The sequence below is a fragment of the Sinorhizobium numidicum genome (genome assembly GCF_029892045.1).
GTDB lineage: Bacteria > Pseudomonadota > Alphaproteobacteria > Rhizobiales > Rhizobiaceae > Sinorhizobium > Sinorhizobium numidicum.
Window position 1 is genome coordinate 1,956,948 of the sequence record NZ_CP120367.1, and the last position, 19,817, is coordinate 1,976,764.

Annotated in this window: 21 protein-coding genes; 10 read left to right on the plus strand and 11 right to left on the minus strand. The window is 61.2% G+C overall.

The genetic code is table 11. The annotated features are described in order from the left end of the window. The first annotated feature begins 1 nt into the window (after position 1). From PYH37_RS09235 to PYH37_RS09250, 4 genes are all read left to right on the plus strand, one after another. A complete protein-coding gene (locus PYH37_RS09235; RefSeq protein ID WP_280731117.1) occupies positions 2-787 on the plus strand; it encodes a transporter substrate-binding domain-containing protein in 786 nt (261 codons plus the stop codon). Positions 788-856: 69 nt separating this feature from the next. Continuing rightward, complete coding sequence (locus PYH37_RS09240; RefSeq protein ID WP_280731119.1) at positions 857-1,528, plus strand: amino acid ABC transporter permease; 672 nt, start codon at positions 857-859, stop codon at positions 1,526-1,528. Then, positions 1,525-2,184, plus strand: coding sequence for an amino acid ABC transporter permease (locus tag PYH37_RS09245; protein WP_280731120.1), 660 nt, complete (start codon positions 1,525-1,527; stop codon positions 2,182-2,184). The genes PYH37_RS09240 and PYH37_RS09245 overlap by 4 nt, the downstream gene beginning before the upstream one ends. Continuing rightward, a complete protein-coding gene (locus PYH37_RS09250; protein WP_280731121.1) occupies positions 2,162-2,887 on the plus strand; it encodes an amino acid ABC transporter ATP-binding protein in 726 nt (241 codons plus the stop codon). The genes PYH37_RS09245 and PYH37_RS09250 overlap by 23 nt, the downstream gene beginning before the upstream one ends. Positions 2,888-2,953: 66 nt before the next feature. On the opposite strand, the gene PYH37_RS09255 is transcribed toward PYH37_RS09250, so the two are convergent. The 4 genes from PYH37_RS09255 to bdcA all read right to left on the minus strand — a co-directional run bounded on the left by PYH37_RS09255 (position 2,954) and on the right by bdcA (position 5,436). Further along, the gene (locus tag PYH37_RS09255) at positions 2,954-3,271 is read right to left on the minus strand and encodes a cupredoxin domain-containing protein (RefSeq protein ID WP_280731122.1); all 318 of its coding nucleotides are present in this window, start codon (positions 3,269-3,271) and stop codon (positions 2,954-2,956) included. 8 nt (positions 3,272-3,279) lie between these two features. Next, positions 3,280-3,804 carry a DUF4142 domain-containing protein gene (locus tag PYH37_RS09260; RefSeq protein WP_280731124.1) on the minus strand — a complete coding sequence of 175 codons (525 nt, stop codon included), beginning with the start codon at positions 3,802-3,804 and terminating at the stop codon, positions 3,280-3,282. An 80-nt stretch (positions 3,805-3,884) separates the two neighbouring features. Then, complete coding sequence (locus PYH37_RS09265; RefSeq protein WP_280736688.1) at positions 3,885-4,592, minus strand: RNA polymerase sigma factor; 708 nt, start codon at positions 4,590-4,592, stop codon at positions 3,885-3,887. 130 nt (positions 4,593-4,722) lie between these two features. Beyond that, entirely contained in the window at positions 4,723-5,436 is a 714-nt protein-coding gene (gene bdcA / locus PYH37_RS09270; RefSeq protein ID WP_280731126.1) for an SDR family oxidoreductase, read from the minus strand. A 73-nt stretch (positions 5,437-5,509) separates the two neighbouring features. Between bdcA and PYH37_RS09275 the strand changes: the two genes are divergently transcribed. Next, positions 5,510-6,091, plus strand: a complete 582-nt coding sequence (locus PYH37_RS09275) for a TetR/AcrR family transcriptional regulator (RefSeq protein WP_280731127.1) — start codon at positions 5,510-5,512, stop codon at positions 6,089-6,091. 64 nt (positions 6,092-6,155) lie between these two features. Further along, positions 6,156-6,440, plus strand: a complete 285-nt coding sequence (locus tag PYH37_RS09280; protein ID WP_280731128.1) for an acylphosphatase — start codon at positions 6,156-6,158, stop codon at positions 6,438-6,440. Positions 6,441-6,485: 45 nt separating this feature from the next. Here PYH37_RS09280 and pcaF read toward each other — a convergent pair whose 3' ends face one another. Genes pcaF through PYH37_RS09295 form a run of 3 tightly spaced genes read right to left on the minus strand, consistent with a single transcriptional unit; the run spans position 6,486 to position 9,350 of the window. After that, positions 6,486-7,688, minus strand: a complete 1,203-nt coding sequence (pcaF, locus tag PYH37_RS09285; RefSeq protein WP_280731129.1) for a 3-oxoadipyl-CoA thiolase — start codon at positions 7,686-7,688, stop codon at positions 6,486-6,488. Beyond that, positions 7,688-8,479, minus strand: a complete 792-nt coding sequence (locus tag PYH37_RS09290) for a CoA-transferase subunit beta (RefSeq protein ID WP_280731130.1) — start codon at positions 8,477-8,479, stop codon at positions 7,688-7,690. Before PYH37_RS09290 ends, pcaF begins: the two co-directional genes overlap by 1 nt. Positions 8,480-8,489: 10 nt before the next feature. Further along, positions 8,490-9,350 (minus strand): CoA transferase subunit A, encoded by an 861-nt coding sequence (locus PYH37_RS09295; RefSeq protein ID WP_280731131.1) that lies wholly within the window; start codon positions 9,348-9,350, stop codon positions 8,490-8,492. Positions 9,351-9,518: 168 nt separating this feature from the next. On the opposite strand from PYH37_RS09295, the gene PYH37_RS09300 reads away from it, so the two are divergent. Further along, positions 9,519-10,274 (plus strand): IclR family transcriptional regulator, encoded by a 756-nt coding sequence (locus PYH37_RS09300; RefSeq protein WP_280731132.1) that lies wholly within the window; start codon positions 9,519-9,521, stop codon positions 10,272-10,274. 282 nt (positions 10,275-10,556) lie between these two features. Beyond that, positions 10,557-11,900, plus strand: a complete 1,344-nt coding sequence (locus PYH37_RS09305; protein ID WP_280731133.1) for a polysaccharide pyruvyl transferase family protein — start codon at positions 10,557-10,559, stop codon at positions 11,898-11,900. On the opposite strand, the gene PYH37_RS09310 is transcribed toward PYH37_RS09305, so the two are convergent. The 3 genes from PYH37_RS09310 to PYH37_RS09320 are packed head-to-tail and all read right to left on the minus strand — an operon-like array spanning position 11,835 to position 15,574. Beyond that, positions 11,835-13,298 (minus strand): lipopolysaccharide biosynthesis protein, encoded by a 1,464-nt coding sequence (locus PYH37_RS09310; RefSeq protein WP_280731134.1) that lies wholly within the window; start codon positions 13,296-13,298, stop codon positions 11,835-11,837. The genes PYH37_RS09305 and PYH37_RS09310 overlap by 66 nt on opposite strands. Next, a complete protein-coding gene (locus PYH37_RS09315) occupies positions 13,295-14,476 on the minus strand; it encodes a glycosyltransferase (RefSeq protein ID WP_280731136.1) in 1,182 nt (393 codons plus the stop codon). Before PYH37_RS09315 ends, PYH37_RS09310 begins: the two co-directional genes overlap by 4 nt. A 12-nt stretch (positions 14,477-14,488) precedes the next feature. Beyond that, positions 14,489-15,574 (minus strand): glycosyltransferase, encoded by a 1,086-nt coding sequence (locus PYH37_RS09320; RefSeq protein WP_280731137.1) that lies wholly within the window; start codon positions 15,572-15,574, stop codon positions 14,489-14,491. Between the two features lie 430 nt (positions 15,575-16,004). Here PYH37_RS09320 and PYH37_RS09325 point away from each other — a divergent pair, with 430 nt between their 5' ends. Both PYH37_RS09325 and ggt read left to right on the plus strand, forming a co-directional pair. Next, positions 16,005-16,667: a sulfite oxidase-like oxidoreductase gene (locus PYH37_RS09325; protein ID WP_280731138.1), complete on the plus strand. Its 663-nt coding sequence runs from the start codon at positions 16,005-16,007 to the stop codon at positions 16,665-16,667. A 190-nt stretch (positions 16,668-16,857) separates the two neighbouring features. Then, positions 16,858-18,600 carry a gamma-glutamyltransferase gene (gene ggt, locus PYH37_RS09330; protein ID WP_280731139.1) on the plus strand — a complete coding sequence of 581 codons (1,743 nt, stop codon included), beginning with the start codon at positions 16,858-16,860 and terminating at the stop codon, positions 18,598-18,600. 233 nt (positions 18,601-18,833) lie between these two features. Here ggt and pcaQ read toward each other — a convergent pair whose 3' ends face one another. After that, positions 18,834-19,760, minus strand: a complete 927-nt coding sequence (gene pcaQ, locus PYH37_RS09340; protein WP_280731140.1) for a pca operon transcription factor PcaQ — start codon at positions 19,758-19,760, stop codon at positions 18,834-18,836. Between the last annotated feature and the right edge of the window lie 57 nt (positions 19,761-19,817).

Consider the following 19,817-nt stretch of genomic DNA (forward strand, 5'->3'; position numbering starts at 1 on the left):
AATGCTTTCGAGAAGACTTTTCGTTGTCATGGCGGCGCTGGCCACCGCTATCGGTTTCGGCTCCGTAGTCCACGCCGATGCGCTCGGCGATATCACAGCGCGCGGCACGCTTCGCGTGGCTGTGCCGCAGGACTTCCCGCCTTTCGGCAGCGTCGGCGTCGATATGGCGCCCATGGGCTACGATATCGACATGGCCAATCTGATCGCTGACAAGTTAGGTGTGAAGGTCGAACTCGTGCCGGTCACCAGCGCCAACCGCATTCCCTATCTGCAGACGAACAAGGTCGACCTCGTCATTTCGAGCCTCGGAAAGAATCCCGACCGCGAAAAGGTGATCGATTTCTCCGCGGCTTACGCGCCCTTCTACAACGGCGTCTTCGCGCCCGCCGAACTGGCCGCCACGAAACCGGAGGAACTCTCCGGCAAAATGGTTGGTGTCACGCGCGGCGCTGTCGAAGATCTGGAGCTGACGAAGGTTGCGCCGGCCGATACGGTTATCAAGCGTTATGAAGACAATAACGGCACGATATCGGCTTTCCTTTCGGGCCAGGTCGAAGCGGTTGCGACGGGTAATGTCGTTGCCGCGGCCATTCTCGCCAAGAACCCGCCGAAGCGTCCGGAATTGAAGTTCCTCATCAAGAACTCACCCTGCTACATCGGCCTTAGCAAGGAACAGCCGGCTCTCTTGGAAAAGGTGAACGGCATCATTGCCGCCGCCAAGGCCGATGGCTCGCTGAACGCCATTTCGCAGAAATGGCTCGGCACCGATTTGCCCACCGATCTCTGATGTATCGGCCTTGCGCCATTCCGCTCCGGCGGTATGGCGCCACCGAGCGTTTTTAAACAGGGGTGCGCCTTGAATTACCAATTCGAATTCGGCTGGCTCTTCGAGTACTATCCGCAGATCGTCAAGGGGATAGCGATCACGGTCGAACTGATTGCCGTCGGCGCCGTCGCCGGCATTTCGCTTGGCATTTTCTGCGCCTGGGTGAGGGCACTCGGCCCTTCCTGGCTGAAGCCGATCGTCGCGGCCTACGTAGAGCTGATCCGTAACACGCCGTTTCTAATCCAGCTCTTCTTCATCTTTTTTGGCCTTCCGTCGCTCGGCCTGCAGCTCGATGAACTCCAGGCGGCAAATATCGCCATGATCGTCAATCTCGGTGCTTATAGCTGCGAAATCATAAGGGCCGGCATCCAGGCGACCCCGAGGGGCCAGTTCGAGGCGGGCGCCAGCCTCGCCATGACTCGTTTCGAGACCTTTCGGCACGTGGTCCTCGTGCCATCGCTTCAGCGGATCTGGCCGGCGCTCTCTTCGCAGGTCGTCATCGTCATGCTCGGTTCGGCCGTCGTGTCGCAGATCGCCGCCGAGGACCTGACCTTTGCCGCCAACTTCATCCAGTCGCGGACGTTCCGCGCCTTTGAGGCGTATATGGTCTCGACCATCGTCTACCTGGCGCTCGCGATCCTGCTTCGTCAGGCGTTGGCAGCGGTCGGCGGGCTCATCTTCCCGCGGAGGGCGGCGCGATGATCGAGTTCACGACCTGGGACATTCTGCGAAATCTACTTCTCGCGACCCGTTGGACGATCCTCCTGTCGCTTGTCTCGTTTGTCGGCGGCGGCGTCGTTGGGCTCGCACTGCTCTTCCTGCGCATCAGCAAGCGCAAGTCGCTGCGGTCGCTCGCAAAATATTACATCGAACTGTTCCAAGGGACGCCGCTCCTGATGCAGCTCTTCATCGCCTTCTTCGGTCTCGGCCTTTTCGGCATCGATGTGCCGGCATGGCTTGCCGCTGGCCTAGCCTTGATCCTTTGGGCCGCCGCCTTTCTCGGCGAAATCTGGCGCGGCTGCGTCGAGGCGGTCGCCAAGGGTCAATGGGAAGCCTCTGCCAGTCTCGGCATGGGCCGGCTCCAGCAAATGCGCTACGTCATCCTGCCTCAGGCGATGAGGATCGCCGTTGCGCCGACCGTCGGCTTTTCCGTGCAGGTGGTCAAGGGCACGGCGCTGACCTCGATCATCGGCTTCGTCGAATTGTCGAAGGCGGGCACGGTCGTCACCAACGCCACCTTCCAGCCGTTCACCGTCTACGGCCTCGTCGCCCTCATCTACTTTGCCCTCTGCTGGCCCCTGTCCAAGAGCAGTCAGGTTCTTGAAAGGAAGCTCAATGTCGCTCATCGAAATCACTGAAGTCCGCAAGAGCTATGGGATGAACGAGGTCCTGAAGGGCATCGATCTAGACGTCGAGCCCGGCGAGGTGATCGCCATCATCGGCAAGAGCGGTTCGGGTAAATCGACGCTGCTGCGCTGCATCAACGGGCTCGAGACGATCAGCAAGGGGTCGATTTCGGTGGCGGGCGCCCAACTGCTCGATGACGAGGTGCACTTGAAGGCGCTGCGCTTGAAGGTCGGCATGATCTTCCAGCAGTTCAACCTCTTTCCGCACCTGACGGTCGGCGGCAATGTCATGCTGTCTCAGATGGTGGTCAAGAAGACGCCAAAACCGGCGGCCGAAGAGATGGCCCGCAAGATGTTGGAGCGTGTCGGTCTGGAGCAAAAATTTGATGCCTATCCGGACGAACTCTCCGGCGGCCAGAAGCAGCGCGTCGCGATTGCTCGGGCGCTGGCGATGCAGCCGATCGCTCTTCTGTGTGACGAGATCACCTCGGCACTCGATCCGGAGCTGGTCTCGGAAGTGTTGGCGGTCGTCCGTGAGCTTGCTGCCGAAGGGATGACGCTCTTGATGGTGACCCACGAGATGAAGTTCGCTCGCGACGTCTGCTCGCGCGTCGTCTTCATGCATCAGGGCCGCGTTCACGAGATCGGCGCGCCCGACGAGGTCTTCGCCAATCCGCAGACCCCGGAACTGAAACAGTTCCTCGGCATGCATTGAAAAGACTAACTCCTGACTTTGCGGGTCGGCGGGATAGTCCAGCCGGCCGCTTTCGGATCGAGACGATTACGGCCTGACGGTGAGATGGCCTTTCATGTTGGGATGATATCGGCAGAAATAGTCCATACTGCCCGGACTTTGCACCACGAAACTGCCTGACTTGTGCGCCGAGATGAGGACCTCCCAGACTCCTTTCACGGTCGCGGTATGGACGAGCCCCTCCTTGTTGATCCACTCGATCGTGTCACCGATCTTCGCCTCGACGGTGGCCGGCGAGAAGGTCATCCGCTCGATCGTGACTTGGATGGTCTCTGCTTTCATCGGGGTGACGAAGGTCGTCGCCCCGATGAAAGACCCGTACAAACATGCTCGCATAGGTGTCATCGCCGCGCTCATTTCAGCTCGGTCGCTACATGCTCGGCATGCTGCTGATGCCCCTGAAACAGCTTCAGCCCCGTCTCCAGCAAGCTCTTGAGCTCGGCATTTTGCGCCGAGGGGATGAGCAGTGTTTCGAGCGCGCCGTTGACCTGCTTGTGATAGGCGACTTCGTGGGCGATGTAGGCCTTGTCGAAGTCAGCGCCTGTGAGCTTGGCAAGCTCCTCGCGCTTGGCCTCGGCCGCCTGCGACAGCGCCTTGCTCGTATCGTTGTCTTCGGGCGTGACGTTCAGCTTCTTGACGAGATCGAGGGCCTGTTTGTTCACGGTCTCGTGGTCGCGCGCCATGCTCTCGGCAAATTCGACGACGCTCTTGTTCTTTGACATCGCAATGGCCTGTTTGGCCGCCTCGATGTCGAGAACGCCGGCGGTGTAGGCGATGTGTGCGATCTGCGGATCCGTAGGCTTGTCGGCGGCAAGCGCCCAGTTGGCGCCGAGCAAGAGGGCGATTGCGGTCATTGCAGTCGTCAGTCGGAGAGTCATCGGACGTTCCCTTTCTCGAAGATCAAAGCGGGATTTCAATTGACGCGCTTTGGATGCTTCGGCGGGCGAAACGTTCCAGATTACTTGCCGTCGCTTCCCGGTAATTGGCGCGAGATGCGGGAAAGCACGGCCTTGGTCAGACGCTCGCAGCGCTTGCCCGCGAAGGGAAAGGCATTGAGGAGAAGCGGTCCGATCTGCTGTTCCAGTTCCTCTTTGATGAGGTGGCGTGCCCGATGCAGCCTTGTCCTGACCGTCTCCGGGCGAAGGGCAAGCAGAGTCGCGGTCTCCTCGTTGCTTAACCCTTCGATGGCCCGCAGGATGAAAACGCTCCGGTAGGTGTCCGGGAGATGATCGGTTGCCTTTTCGACAAGGTCGAGGATCTGTCGCTGTGCCATTGTCTTTTCCGGATCATCGGTCGTTGCGTTGAGCGGGAAGGCGATGATCTCCGCCTGATGCTGCCGCATATCGGCGGCCATCTTCATTCGGCGCCGCCTTTTGCGCAGGCGGCCTAAGGCCTCGTTAATGACGATGCGGGCGAGCCAGGTCGAGATTGCGGCGTCGCCGCGGAAATCCGCAAAATGCGTGAAGGCGCGGACATAGGCCTCCTGCAGCACATCCTCCGCGTCGCTGTTGTTCCTGACGATGCTTCTGGCGATCCGATAGAGCTTGCGGTTATGCGTCTGCATGATCGAGCGGAACGTTTCCATTTCGTCGGAAAGCAGCCGGCGCTTCAGGGAACGGTCGGTTTCGGCGATGGGCATGGTTGAGCTCCTTGTCTCAAGTTGGATGCCGCATCTCCTGGAACGTTCCCAAAACAGCTGCGCCCCCCGCTCATTCTAGCGCGCCTGACCACAAGCTTCGACCCTGCCAGGCGGTGGCGCCCGCACCCGTTTTTGGCGGATGCGGGCGATGCGCGGGTCAGGCGCCGAAGCCGCCGTCGATCGTGTGTAGCGCGCCTGTCGTATAGCCCGCTTCCGGACCGGCGAGATAAGCGGCAAGGCCCGCAATCTCTTCCGGACGGCCGTGGCGCTTGATCGCCATGAAACTGTGCATGAAGTCGCTCATCGGGCCATCTTCCGGGTTCATGTCCGTTGCCGTCGGACCGGGTTGAATGACGTTGACGGTGATGCCCTTTGCGCCGAAGTCACGAGCCAAGCCGCGCGACATTCCCTGCAGCGCCGATTTGGTCAAGGCGTAGGCGGCACCTCCAGCGAAGGGCATGCGATCGCCGTTAACCGAGCCGATGACGATGATGCGGCCGCCCTCCGGCATGTGCCGCGCCGCCTCGACGGCCGCGTGATAGGGTGCGCGGACGTTAACATCGATCATCCGGTCGACGGCGTCTGCATCGAGCTCGAGCGGATCGCCGATGATCAACGTGCCGGCATTGACGACGAGAACATCGAGAGCGCCCTGATCGCGAACGACGGCGATCACTGAATCGCGATCCGCCGCATCGGAACGGATCGCGGTGGCGCTCGCTTCCGTCGCAAGGGCGTCCGCGGCATCTTTCGACCCGGCGTAGGTGAAGGTGACGGCGGCGCCTTCGTTAGCGAAACGGCGAACGATCGCCGCGCCAATGCCGCGGCTGCCACCGAGGACGAGAACTTTCTTTGCATTGAAGTCCGACATGACAATCTCCTTGAGAAAAAATGTAGTAAGCGATACATAATAGGAGAATGAGATCGGCGCAAGGAATTTTGTAGTGAATGATACAAAAAAAGCGAAAACGCGCGGCCGCCCCCGGGGTTTCGACGTAGAGGAAGCGATCGCCAAGGCGCAAGCTCTGTTCCATAAGCACGGCTATGACGCTGTCAGCCTAGCGGATCTGACGGATGCGCTCGGCATCAATCCGCCCAGTTTCTATTCCGCCTTCGGGAGCAAGGCGGACCTCTACGCTCGCGCGCTTGAGCGCTATGCGAAGACGGAAGGGCTGGACTTCAAGCGGCTGCTGGCGCCGGACAGGCCGCTTGGCGATAGTTTGGCAGCTCTGTTCGAAGCGGCGGCCGAGAGCTACACCGCGCACCCCGAAGCGCCCGGCTGCCTGGTGATAGAGGGCGCGCATGGCACCGTCGATGCCGTGGCATGCCAGAAGGCGACGACCCTGTGGCAACGAGGCCGCGCCGCCGTGCGCGACGCTATCGCGCGGTCCGAACCTGAACGGGCCGATACGATCACCGACTATATCATGGCCGTGCTGACCGGCATCTCTGCGAGCGCGCGCGACGGCCTCAGCAAGGAGCGATTGCTGGGTATTGCCCGACTGGCCTCGCTTCCGTTCGCATAGCAAGGAACGCTTGCATTCGCCGGCGTGCGCCCCAGATTCAGAAACAGGGTTGATGGAGGCAGCCATGACGGATAATCGCAAGGCGGCGTTGGTCCGTATCACCGGCCAGGTGCAGGGCGTCAGCTTTCGCGTCTGGACGCGCGCCGAGGCCGAACGGCTCGGCCTGAGCGGTTGGGTCCGCAATGAACGCGACGGATCGGTCACGGCTCTGATCGCCGGGCCGGACTCAGCGATTGCGACGATGCTCAGCCGATTTTGGAAGGGTCCTCCCGGCGCGTCGGTCTCGAACGTCGAGAGCGAGCACGCCTCTTCCCTGCGTGCGCCTGAGGGATTCCACATCACCGGTTAAATCGCGCGGGCTACACCCGCTTCAAATTCAGCGTGGCGGGGGAGATCACACCCGCTCCAGCGCCACCGCAATGCCCTGGCCGACGCCGATGCACATGGTGGACAGCGAATATCGTCCGCGAGTTTCAACGAGTTCCAGTGCCGCCGTTCCGGTGATGCGGGCGCCCGACATGCCAAGCGGATGGCCGAGCGCAATCGCACCGCCGTTGCGGTTGACCCTCGGATCGTCGTCGGCAATCCCAAGCTCGCGCAGCACGGCCAGGCCCTGGCTTGCAAAAGCCTCGTTGAGTTCGATCACATCCAACCGGTCCAGGGTTAGCCCGAGCCGCGCCAGGAGCTTTTGCGAAGCCGGGACCGGGCCGATACCCATGACGCGCGGCGGCACGCCGGCCGACGCCCCGCCGAGAACGCGGGCGATCGGCCTCAGGCCGTATCGCCTGGCCGCTGCTTCCGAGGCGATGACGAGGGCAGCCGCCCCGTCATTGACACCCGACGCATTGCCGGCCGTTACCGTACCGCCTTCGCGGAACGGCGCCTTCAGCTTGGCAAGCGCCTCGATCGTCGTCGCACGCGGGTGCTCATCCTTGTCGACAGTGACGGGTTCGCCCTTGCGCTGCGGGACGGTGACTGCGGTGATTTCGCTGGCAAGCCGGCCGTTCTCCTGCGCGGCTGCGGCCTTCGCCTGACTGCGCAACGCAAAAGCGTCCTGGTCCTCGCGCGAGATCTTGTATTCCTCGGCGACGTTCTCGCCCGTTTCCGGCATCGAGTCGACGCCGTATTGCTTCTTCATCAGCGGGTTGACGAAGCGCCAGCCGATCGTCGTGTCGTGGATCTCTGCATGGCGTGAAAATGCGCTGTCGGCCTTGGGCAGAACAAAAGGCGCGCGCGACATCGATTCGACCCCTCCGGCGATCATCAGGTCCGCCTCGCCGGATTTGATCGCGCGGGCAGCAGTTATCACCGCATCCATGCCGGAGCCGCAAAGCCGGTTGATCGTTGTCCCGGGGACGGAGACAGGTAACCCCGCAAGCAGAAGCGACATGCGCGCGACGTTGCGGTTGTCTTCGCCCGCCTGGTTGGCGCAGCCGAGGATCACGTCATCGACCGCCTCCCAGTCGACCGAGGTATTGCGCTCCATAAGCGTCTTCAGCGGGATGGCGCCAAGGTCGTCGGCACGCACGGCGGAAAGGGCTCCTGCGAAGCGGCCGATCGGCGTGCGGATGTAGTCGCAGATGTAAGCCTCGCGCATCAGGCAGCCTCCTTACCCGTTCCGGCGCCCTGATGCGCCATTTTGGTGCGGGCGTTGATGTCGCGAAGAACTGAAAGCTCGATCTCCGTCGGCGCCGGCGTCTCGATAACGTTCTCGGCGAATTTGATCGGCCAGCCGCAATTCTCAATGATCTGCCCTCTGCTGACACCGGCGTGGATCGAAACGACGGCCAATTCCTTCGTCTCCGGGTCCGGCTCGAGAATGCAGAGATCGGCAATCACGCGCGTCGGTCCCTTCGTCTTCAGACCAAGTCGTTCGCGATGGTTGCCACCTTCGCCGTGACCCATGGAAGTGACGAAGGGCAGCTTCTCGACGAAGCCGCGCTTTGTCAGCGCCATGGTGACGAAGATGCGGCCGCAATTGGAGGCGATCTCCGGCGCGCCGCCGCCGCCCGGCAGGCGGACCTTGGGGTGATCGTAGGGGCCAACCACCGTCGTGTTGAGATTGGCGAATTTGTCGATCTGGGCACCGCCCAGAAAGCCGGTGGTAATGCGTCCGCCCTGCAGCCAATAGCGGAACATTTCCGGCACCGACACGGTGAAGAGGGCGGTATCGCAAAGCTCTCCATCGCCGATCGAGAGCGGCAAGACATCCGGCCTGGTACCGACAGTGCCGCTTTCATAGATGAGCGTAATCTCCGGCGCATGGGTCAGCCGCGCGACATTGCAGGCCGCAGACGGCGCGCCGATGCCGACGAAACAGACGTCCTCGTTGGAGAGCTCGCGCGATGCGGCGATCGTCATCATTTCATTGGGAGTGAAATCCGTCATCGACATCTCCTTAGGCCGCTCTTGCCGAAGTCTTCACGGCATGCCTGGCGAAGTCTTCGGGCTTCGCATCGAGTACGTTTTCCTTGATCCAGGCGATGAAAGAGTCCCGGTCGCGGGCGATCTCGTCCCAGGCGATGTAGAAGGCGTTCGAGCGCGGATAGTAGCCGTGTGCGTAGGAGGGAAAGGCGCCGCCCGGCACGTGGACGACTGCGGTTGCCGCCCAAGTCGGCAGCACGACGGAATTGGGGGAAGGCGGAGCGAGTTCGTCGACGATTTCCTCGACCGTGACGATCGAGCGTTTGGCGGCAAGTACGGCTTCCTTCTGCACGCCGACAATCCCCTCGATCAGGACATTGCCCTTTCTGTCGGCGCGCTGCGCATGGATAATCGTCACGTCCGGGCGGATCGCCGGCACGGCGGCAAGAACTTCACCGGTGAAGGGGCAGGCAATGTGTCTGATCTTCGGATTCACCTTCGGCAGATCGGCGCCAATATAGCCGCGCAGCATGGCGAAGGGCAGGTTTGCGGCGCCTGCCTCGTATGCATTCGCCATGGCTGCATGCGAGTGTTCCTCTATTTCGAGCGGCCGCGGCCAATGGTTTTCGACCGCGTCGCGGAAGCGGTGCAGCGAGCCGACGCCGGGATTGCCGCCCCAGGAGAATTTCATGCCGCGCGCAGCCCCGACCCCGATCAGCTGATCGTAGAGAATGTCCGGCGTCATGCGGACAAGAAACAGATCCTTCCTGCCTTGACGGATCACCTCGTGGCCTGCGGCATAGGGGATCAGATGCGTGAACCCCTCCATCGCGACGGTGTCGCCGTCCCTGACGTTTTCCGCAACCGCCTCGGCGAGCGATAAGATGCGAGCCATGCAGCTCCTCCCTCCATTGTTTCCCGGCCGACGTCTTGCTTACGGTTCGTCAGTGACCGTTTGCCGGAAATAAGCCTGTTTCGATCAGCGGTCAAATATTTTGTGCGTTATTTGACATTTGTTCATATATCGCACACAATCGGTGGTGAAATCGATGCGAGGGAAATCATGCGGGAAACGGACTTTGTCAGTGGCTTTGCGCGCGGGCTGAAAGTGATCGAAGCCTTCGGCGAGGCGCGGCCGCGCCTGTCGATCGCCGAGGCTGCGAAGATCACCGGCCTCGAACGGGCGACCGTGCGACGATCGCTGCTTACTCTGTCCGAACTCGGTTACGCCGACTATGATGGCAAGTTCTTCGCGCTCACGCCGAAAATCCTGCGGCTCGGCCACGCCTATCTTTCGGCGACACCTTTGCCGACGATTGTCCAGCCCTATCTCGACCAGCTTTCGGAAAAGTCGGGCCAAAGCGCCTCGGCGTCGGTTCTCGACGGCACGGAGATCGTCTATGTGGCGCGCGCCTCGCAGCGCCGGGTGATGTCGATCAACCTGATGCCGGGCTCCCGCCTTCCGGCCTATTGCGCCTCCATGGGCCGCGTGCTGCTCGCGGCGCTTCCGGAAGCGGAGGCGCGAGACATCCTCAGCCGCTCGCAGCTAAAGGCGAATACACCACGCACGATAACCGACCCGGAGGAGCTGATGGAGGAGCTGCGCCGGATTCGAGACCAGGGTTATGCGATCATCGATCAGGAGCTCGAACTCGGTCTTTGTTCAATTGCCGTCCCATTGATGAATGCCCGTGGTCATGTGGTCGCCGCGCTCAATATCGGCGCCCCCGCCGCCCATGTCGCCGCCTCGGAACTGGCGGAGCGTTATCTGCCGCTGCTCGAGGAGACGCAGGCGGCGTTGCGGCCGCTCGTCCACTGATGTTGTTGTAGCGGGCGCCTGCCGCGCAGGCTTCGGGATTACGGTTGCTGCAGCCATGAATTCAACAAAACTTCACGACAGAAGACTATTGCGGGTTGTCGGACAGGCAAGGAAGATACCGGTGGCACGGCTCCCGAAACCGGAACTGATCGAGGGAAAGTGCGGCAGTTCAAGACGTTAGAGCGCGTGCGCCCGCGAGGCGGACGGTGCTGTAGAGCACAGCGGCAAGTCGACCGACATACCTCCCATGTCTGCGAGACTTTCACACGGGGACGACGGAACATGAAAGTTGTAGTCGAAAATACCGTCTGCTTGAACACGGGCGATGCGGCAATTCTGCTCGCCATCAGGCATATATTGAAATCCATAGCGGACGAGAACATAGAATTTCTGGTCTTCGACAGTCAGCCGGACGTCGCCGCGCGACTGTATCCGAAGGAGCAATATCCCGACATAGAGCTTCGGAAACTGCCTTCGGAATCGATCTTCAAGTATAAATACGACGACAATACAGTGAAGAATGCGCTGAAGCAGGTCTACAATCAGGCCGCCTTCCAGGCGCTACGCCATCTCGGCAGCGGCAACTATCTCGACAGGCGCTTTTTCAGCGACGACGACCGGAAGAGCCTTGCGCTGTACAAGGACGCAGATCTCGTGATCACCACCGGCGGCACTTATCTCGTCGAAAACTATTCGCTTGAGCGGCGCATCAATCAGTTCAAGCTCGGCGAGATGCTCGGCAAGAAGACGATCTTCTTCACCCAGTCTCTTGGCCCGTTCGAGAAGCCCTACAACCGCAGGAAGCTGCCGCCTATTTTCGCGCGCAGTCCGCTGATCCTGCTGCGCGACGTTCGTTCGCGCGACCATATCCTCGATCTCGTCGACGACCCGTCGAAGTGCCATGTCGTCGCCGACGCCGTCTTTGCGCTTGCGGAGGTGGACCGGATCAAAGGCATTCTTGATGTCGGACGCCCGCAGCCGAGCGGCCGCGTTGGCATTTCCGTACGGCACTGGCACTACGTCAAGGGCGGCGACGGCGGCATGGGCCGGTATATCGATTCCGTCCGTGAGATGGCGACGAAACTCGTGCGCGACCATGGCAAGAAGGTCACTTTCATTTCGACCTGCCAGGGCGTGCCGGAATACGCGCATGACGATTCGAAGACCGCGAATCTGATCGTGTCGGGGCTCGCGCCCGAGATCGCAAGCCATGTGACGGTCGACGCGTCGTTCCACACACCGGAGCAGTTGATGGCGGTCGCACGGGAGTTCGATTTCGTCGTGGCGACGCGGATGCACATGATGATCATGTCGCTTTGCGTCGGCACCCCGGTGCTGCCGATCGCCTACGAGTTCAAGACGAAGGAAGTCGCCAAGCGCGTCGGCGTCGCTGATGTGCTCCTCGACATCGATACGGTAACGGTGGAGGAGGCGCGCGGCAAACTCGACAGCTTCATCAGCAATCTCGATCGCTATCGCGAGGCGAGCCTCAAGGCAGTGCTCGAAGAGCATGCCTCGGCAATGTCGGCGGCTGATCTTCTCCGTCCGCTTCTTGAAAGCCTATCGGCGAATGGCGCTCGCGCCCTTCGACAGGATGTCGAACAGAACCTGGCGCGGCTGGCGTAGGGCGAGGGCGAACACCAGGGCCAGCCCATAATTGAGGCAAACCGCTAGAGCGAGAGCGAGAAGGTCCGAGCTTCCGGTCAGGGCTGTCGAGAGCAAGCCATAGCAGATCCAGGCGACCAGGGCCGACACAAGAAAGAGGCCCTGGACGAGTAGGAAGTCGCCGGCGGAAACCGGCCCGACCCGTTGCAGGAGCCAGGCAAGCACCGGAAGCCGCAAGACGTAGCCGCTGATTGCATAGGCGGCTGCGACGCCGATTGCGCCCCATTGGAGGCCGACGACGAAGGAGAGCACCGTCGTCAGCGACGAATAGATGCCCCAGCGGAACATCGTCTTCGTCTCGCCCTGGCAGATGAAAATCCAGCCGGTCGTGCTCGACACCGGCTGCATGAGGCTTGCAATCCCGAGCCAGGCGAAGATCGGCGCAACGGGTAGCCATTGCTGGCCGAACAGGAGGCTGACGGTCGGCTGAGCGGCGCAGGTCAAGGCCGCGATTCCGGGCATGGTGACGGCCGCGAGCAGCCAATTGGTCCGCATGTAGATATCGCGAAACCGGGTCTTGTCCTCCTGGATGCGGCTCATCAGCGGGATCATCACGCGCGAGAGCGGCTGCGTTATGTTCTGCAGCGGGAACAGCAGAAGCTTGTAGGCGCGATCATAATAGCCGAGATCGACCGGGCCGGAGACCTTGCCGATCAGGACGTTGTCGAGATTGCGCGAGAAGAAATTGACGAGATTGAAACCGGTAAGATTGGCGCCGAAAGAAATGATCTCGCGGTCTATTCTGAACGCCGGCCGGTCGGGCATCCAGCGCGTCGCCCACCAGGCCGCCAACAGGGCGACGGCGGCGGATGCTGCAGGCCCGATGACCAGCGACCAATAGCCCATGCCGGAATAGGCGGCGCCGGCGGTAACGAGCAGTCCGATGACGGCCGCGTAGACGTCGTTCAGCGCCAATTGGCCGAACTTGAGATGGCGGTTCATCAGAGCGAGCGGCAGGGCTGCGAGGCTGCCGAGCAACAGCGGCAGTGCCGCAGCAATCGTGATCGCGGTCATGCGCTGATCGCCGTAGAAAGCGGCCACGGCGGGTGATAAGGCGACGACGACCAGCGTGCAGATGAGACCGACGAGAGTGCTGATCCAGAAGACTTGATTGAGCTCTTTCTGCTCGATCTCCTTGCGCTGGATGACCGCCTGTTGCAGCCCCAGATTCTGGAAGAGCCCGACAAATGCGACGATTGGGCTGACCGACGCGACAAGACCAAAGTCCTCCGGCACCAGCAGCCGTGCGAGCACGACGACGGAGAGGAACTGAATGACCATCCGCACGGCCTGCGCACCGCCGGTCACCAGCCCGCCGCGAAGGGCGACACGACCGAGTTGAAGGTTTTGTGCGTTCAAGCGACTAGCCTCGATTTGGCGAAACGGCCGAGAATTTCGGCGAAATCGTTGTCGAGGCTCTCCATGTCGAATTCGGCCTCTACTTTCCTTCTTGCTTGCAACGCTATGCGTTCGCATTGCTCGGGATGCTCGGCGACGAAGTGCAGGCGGTTCGCGAGCGTGTCGACATCCCTTTCGGCCGCGAGGAAGCCCGTTTTCTGGTCCTCGATCAATTCGGGGATACCGGAATGATAGGAACTGACGACCGTCAGTCCGGCGGCCATGGCCTCCATCAGAGCTACCGGTATGCCTTCGACATCGCCGTTACTGGCGGTGACGCTCGGCAGGACGAAGACGTGCGATCGCCGCAGCCATTGCTTGACGTCCTCGTGGGCGAGGCTGCCAAGGAATGAAACCTGCTCGTTGATACCGAGCTCGGACGCCAGTACTTCGAGTTCCTGCCGCAAGGGGCCATCGCCGATGATCGTGTAGTGCCAGGCAAGCCCCGGTGCGCCGGCACGAAGTTTGGCGAGCGCGCGCAATGCGAATTCCACCCCCTTCTTTTCGGCCAGTCGGCACACCGAAATGAGTTGCAGCGGCGAGCCCTGCCACGATTTCCACTCATAGGGAATTTTTCGCAGATCTATCCCCATATGGTGGACGGCGACCTTTGCCTCCGGCGCTCCGGCCTCCACCAGGGCTTGGCGGAAAAAGTCGTTCACCGTCAGGTTGAGGGCGCCGTACTCGAAGAGATCATTGTATCGCCTGAGGTCTCGCTCACGCAGCGGCACACCGACGTCATAGCCGTGAAAGATCGTGACGATCGGCGGCCTGAGCCGTTTCCACTTCTTCAGCCGCGCCGCGCGGGCGCCGTTGTGCCCGAAATGGGCGACGATAACGTCGCATTCGTTCAGGCGCCCAACCGACGACATATCGAGAGCCGTAGAGGCCTTATCGCGAAACCTTGCCGGTAGCCGCCCTATTGCCGGACGAAGCTGCGCCGCTGCTCCCCACCAGTCGCGGGTCTCTTTCAACAGAGTCGCGAGCGGCTCCTGCTCCCGATCGGCGAAATTATAGTCAGAAATCCCATTGCAGACGACATTGACGTTAAAGCCGTGCCGCAAAAGGCCGGCCATCTGCCCAATGACGAACGTCTCCGAGAGCAGAGGAAACTGCCCGACTACGAAACCTATGCGCATGCCCGGTCTCTCTCAGGAGGCCTTGAGGGCAGAGGGACGGTCGGCGGCGGCACGCTCCAGAACCTCGAGGAAGGCCGCAAATTGTCGCGTTGGCTGCATCAGCGGACGCTCGGCGAAGTTCGATGCGGCTGCCGATAACCGCTCATATTCGGCGTCGTCGCTCCAAAGGCGTCGGATCGCTCCGGTCCATTCTTCGAGCGGCGCGTCGTAGTCGAGAACGATGCCGCCTTCGCCGATCGCCTCCGGCAATCCTCCGCGCCTTGAGCCTACGACCGGAATGCCGCTGCAATGAGCCTCGGAGGCTACCCGTCCCCAGGCCTCTTCCCATTTGCTGGGGGCCAGCAGGATCTTGGTCCGCCCGTAAACGGTCTTCATATCGCTGGTCCGGCTCTCCAGCCGCACGTTCTTCAAGGGCGCGATGATCTTCTCGATTTCTGCCCGGTGGTCGTCCGAGAGCTTCCAGCTTTCGACGAACAGGAATGGAATGTCCGGGCACTGCTCGGCGATGCGAACCGCCAATTCGAATCCCTTCTCCTTGTAGGGATTGATGAAAGTTACATATTGGCGCGCCGTCGGGGTCTTGTAGGTTTCGGGATTGATCGTCGGCGGGATGATCACCGAGTCGATGCCGTACTTCTGCTTATAGCTCCGGGCGGTGAATTCCGAATTCGCGATATAGTAGGCGGACGTCAATTCCCGTAGATCGCCGGCGAGTTCGTGAAACTCGACATTTCTGAGATAGATGACCAGCGGCACATTGTGTACCTGCAGCGCCTTTCCGATCGGCACGGATTTGTGGCACTGCACAACCGCCACATCGGGCTGGAGCTTCTTGACGGCGAAGGCCGCCGCTTCCCAGGGAAACCAGGCGCGAACGACGGGATATCCGGGAAAGTTGTCCATGACGCCGCGCTGACCGGACAACTTTAACTTGAGGCGCGTTTTGAACCCAAAGGCGCCGTCGCCGAACAAGGCGGCAAGGACACCTGCCTCGTGACCGCGGTCACGCAATTGCTGGACGAGGTGGTGCGTGCTTGACTGAACGCCGCCGCTGAATTCAGGATAATATCCGTTTCCGCCGGCAAACAGGACTTTCATACCGCTGTTCCTTCTTCAGAGAGACGTTCCATCGAATTCCGCGCCTTCACCCAAAGGGGGCGACGCGGAAAGCACCAACTCCAGAATGACGGCATTTGTTGGGTAGGTCGGTGCAACCTTTAAAATCGAGCCGAGGGTGAGCCGCGACGGACATGCTTTCAACAAAAGCGCGAGAGCATTCGGACACGTGTACATCCAGCCGCAAGAGACGAATACCTTCACTAAGCAGGGTGGCCGTCGAAGACAGACGCGCAAACATTGCTGCACTGCAGCAGAGTGTCATGGCAGGTACGGATAGTCAATCGAACTCGCCCGAATGAGCTAGCACGAATGGCGTATAGCGGAACGCGCACGAAGCGTTCGCTTGACGCGGCGCTCTTGCGAGCTTCAAATCAGGATCTAAATAAAAGCGAACGACGGCGGGTGCCCCATGGTCGATGACGAACCGGTATCGGAGACGAAACTGACGACCACCAAGCGGCGATGGGCGGCCGACGGCAAATTCCTGACCGGCCGCATCGCTCGGCCCGAAACCGAGCGCCTGCCGCCTGGTCAGCATCTCGTCAAAGACTGGCCCGTCCTGGACCTCGGGCAGCAGCCGCATATTACGCTGGAAAACTGGCGGCTCGACGTGACCGGTTTGGTCGAAGACCCGCTATCGCTTGATTGGACGGCGTTCCAGTCGCTGCCGCAGAGCGACAATCTTTCCGACATTCATTGTGTGACGACCTGGTCGCGTTACGACAACCGCTGGGAAGGTGTGCTGACACGCGATCTCATCGACCGGGTCATGCCCAGGCCGGAAGCGGAATACGTCATGCTGACGAGCTATGACGGCTATAGCACCAACCTTCCGCTTGCCGACTTCGCCGGTGAAGATGCAATTCTCGCAACCGCTTGGGAAGGCGCGCCGATCACGCGCTCGCATGGTGGGCCGATGCGCCTCGTGGTGCCGCATCTCTATTTCTGGAAGAGCGCGAAATGGCTGACCCGCATCGATTTTCGCGGCCGCGACGTGGCCGGCTTCTGGGAGCGAAACGGTTACCACATGCGCGGCGACCCCTGGCGCGAGGAACGCTATTCCGGCGATTGAACGCGCGCTTCGTCTTTGACTGCAACTCTTGATCTTCAATGCTACAGTCCACGGTTGAGAACTCGGATCACGATGATATGGGTCGAATCAACCGAAAATGATCGTGATCGATTCTATCTATTGAAGCGCGGAATGCCGGCGGAAAACCGCTCACACTTTTGCTCGTTCCGCGCAAGCCCGGGAGAAAAGCATGCGCATTCCCAGCTTGAGAACCCTGTCCTTTATCGTAACCTTCGCGCTCGTGCTCGCACCTTGGAAGGGTCAGGCGGCCTCGCCGGAGCCGGTCAAGGCCGAGCATGGCATGGTCGTCGCGGCTCAGCATCTCGCTTCCGACATCGGTGTCGCGGTGTTGAAGAAGGGCGGCAATGCGGTCGATGCGGCGGTCGCGGTCGGCTATGCGCTTGCGGTCGTCTATCCGACCGCCGGCAATATCGGCGGCGGCGGCTTCATGACTATCCGCTTCAACGATGGCAAGACGACCTTTCTCGACTTTCGCGAACGCGCGCCGCTTGCAGCGACCAAATCCATGTATCTCGACGACAAGGGCAACCTCGTTAAAGGCTTGAGCACGGAAGGCTATCTCGCCATCGGGGTGCCTGGGCCGGTGATGGGTTTCGAATTTGCGCGCAGCCGCTACGGCACGCGGCCGCTTAAAGAATTGATTGATCCGGCGATCAAACTCGCCAGGGAAGGCTTCGTGCTGGAGCAGGGCGATATCGATTCCTTCGAGGGCGAAACCGAAAGGCTGGCGAAGGACCCCGCCGCCGCCGCGATCTTCCTGAAGCCGGACGGAAAACCCTTCACGGTCGGTGACAAGCTGGTCCAGACCGATCTCGCCGCCTCGCTTTCGAGCATTGCCGAAAAAGGACCGGATGCCTTTTACAAGGGCGCGATTGCCGATGCGATCGTAAAAGCAAGCGCGGAGAAGGGCGGCATCCTCGCCAAGAAGGATTTCGAGCAATATGCCGTGCGCGAGCTGGAGCCGGTCAAGTGCAATTATCGCGGCTACGATATCGTGTCCTCGCCGCCGCCTTCGTCGGGCGGCGTCATCATCTGCGAAATCCTCAACATCCTCGAGGACTATCCGCTCTCCTATCTCGGCTACGGTTCGGCCGAGACCGTGCATGCGATGATCGAGGCGATGCGCCACGCCTATGTCGACCGCAACACGGCGCTCGGCGATCCGGCCTTTGTCGAGAACCCCGTCGGCAAGCTCGTCGACAAGGCCTATGCCAAGGAGATCCGCGACAAGATCGACCCCTTCAAGGCAGGCGTTTCGCAGGTGCTGATGCCGGCGGGCTTTGCCGAGAGCAAGGAAACGACCCACTATTCCATCATCGACGACGAGGGAAATGCCGTGGCCGTCACCTATACCCTGAACGGTTCCTTCGGCGCAGGGGTGGTGGCGCCCGGCACCGGAATCCTGCTTAACAACGAGATGGATGATTTCACCGCCAAGCCGGGGACACCCAATCTCTACGGTCTTGTCCAGGGCGAGGCGAACGCGATTGCGCCCGGCAAGACGCCGCTTTCGTCGATGAGCCCGACCATCATCTCCAAGGACGGCAAGCCGTTCATGGTGATCGGCAGCCCCGGTGGCGCACGGATCATCACCATCACACTCGAAGCGATCATCAATGTCATCGATCACGGCATGAACATTCAAGAAGCCGTGGACGCGCCGCGCATTCACCATCAATGGTTGCCGGATAAGGTGTTCATGGAGCCTTATGCGCTCTCGCCCGACACCCGCAAGCTTCTGTCGGGGATGGGCCACGACGTCGAGATTGACGAAAGCTGGCCTATTTGGGGGCAGGCCACCGGCATTCTCGTCGGCGGCGAAAGTCTGAGCGAGATCGAGGCCGGGGCTGGTGCGCGCTACAACGGTGCGGTCGACAGCCGTATCGGAGCCGGCGCGGCAAGGGGCTATTAGCAGGGAGCAGGCTCTGAGGAAATCCGGTAGACAGCGGCAGGCGGCAGGTTGGCGAATGTCCCACCGATCCGGACGGCCTTTAGACCAAGGCGCTCGAGGATAGACCTTGGTACCGGGCAGTGCGGACCGTATGTGAGTTGCGCCGTCGCCTTGCCGGCACATCATGCGGAGCGGATGGTTACGGGCGCCTCGTTCGAAAAATCGATCACGGCGCTGCGCTCGCTCGTCGCCGATTAGACCTTGGCCATAGCAGCACCTGCCGCCTCCCGGATCGTCTGTATTAGGATGAAGAGCGGCAAGGATGGGATCGCGTCGGTGCGCATGGTGAGCCCGACCGGCCCCTTGGTTTCGCTGGTGTCGATCGGCAGCGTCGTCAGGAGGCCATCCGTGATGTCCGTGGCGACGACTCCGGTCGAGATGATCCAGATGGCATCGCTTGATCGCACGAAAGCGCGGCCGAAGGAGTCGGAGACGGTCTCAATCTGGTTCGGCAGGCTGGCAATGCCGTTGGTGATCAGGAAGCGCTCGACGAACGGGCGAATGATCGAGGCACGGGTGGGCATCAGCACGGGATAGTCGCTGAGATGCGCAAAGACCGACCGTTTGCCGCAAAGCAGCGGATGGCCGACGCGCACGGCAAAGACGACCTGTTCCGAATAGAGGTGTTCGAAAGAAAAGCCGGTCATCTTGTCGGGCGCGGCAAGCCTCCCGACCACCAGGTCGAGGTCGCCGACGCGCAATTGCTCCAGGAGTACGGCGTTTTCTCCGGTGACGATCTTGATGCGGGCGCCGGTTTCCTCCTTGAGAAAAAGGCCCATGGCGCCGGGCATGATGCGCGTCGAGACGGTGGGAAGTGCGCCGATGCGGATCGGCGGACCGTCGCCGGAACGTTCCTGAGAGACGGAATCGAGCCCTTGCCGGAGCGCTGTCAGGGCCGCACCCGCGTGGCGCAGGAAGACCTCGCCGTAGCGGGTGATCTTTATACCGCGCCCCTCGCGCTCGAACACGGCAACGCCCAGAACCTCCTCGAGCTCCCGGATCGTCTTGGTCACCGCCGGCTGAGTGACATGCAGGAGCTCCGCCGCTTTCGCTACGCTCTTCTGACGTGCGACCTCGACAAATGTCTGCAGATGGCGAAACTTAACGCGAGCGTCGAGCATGCAATGCATAACCCCCGGGTTAACGGAACGCCATGAAATATCATTTTACCTAACCAG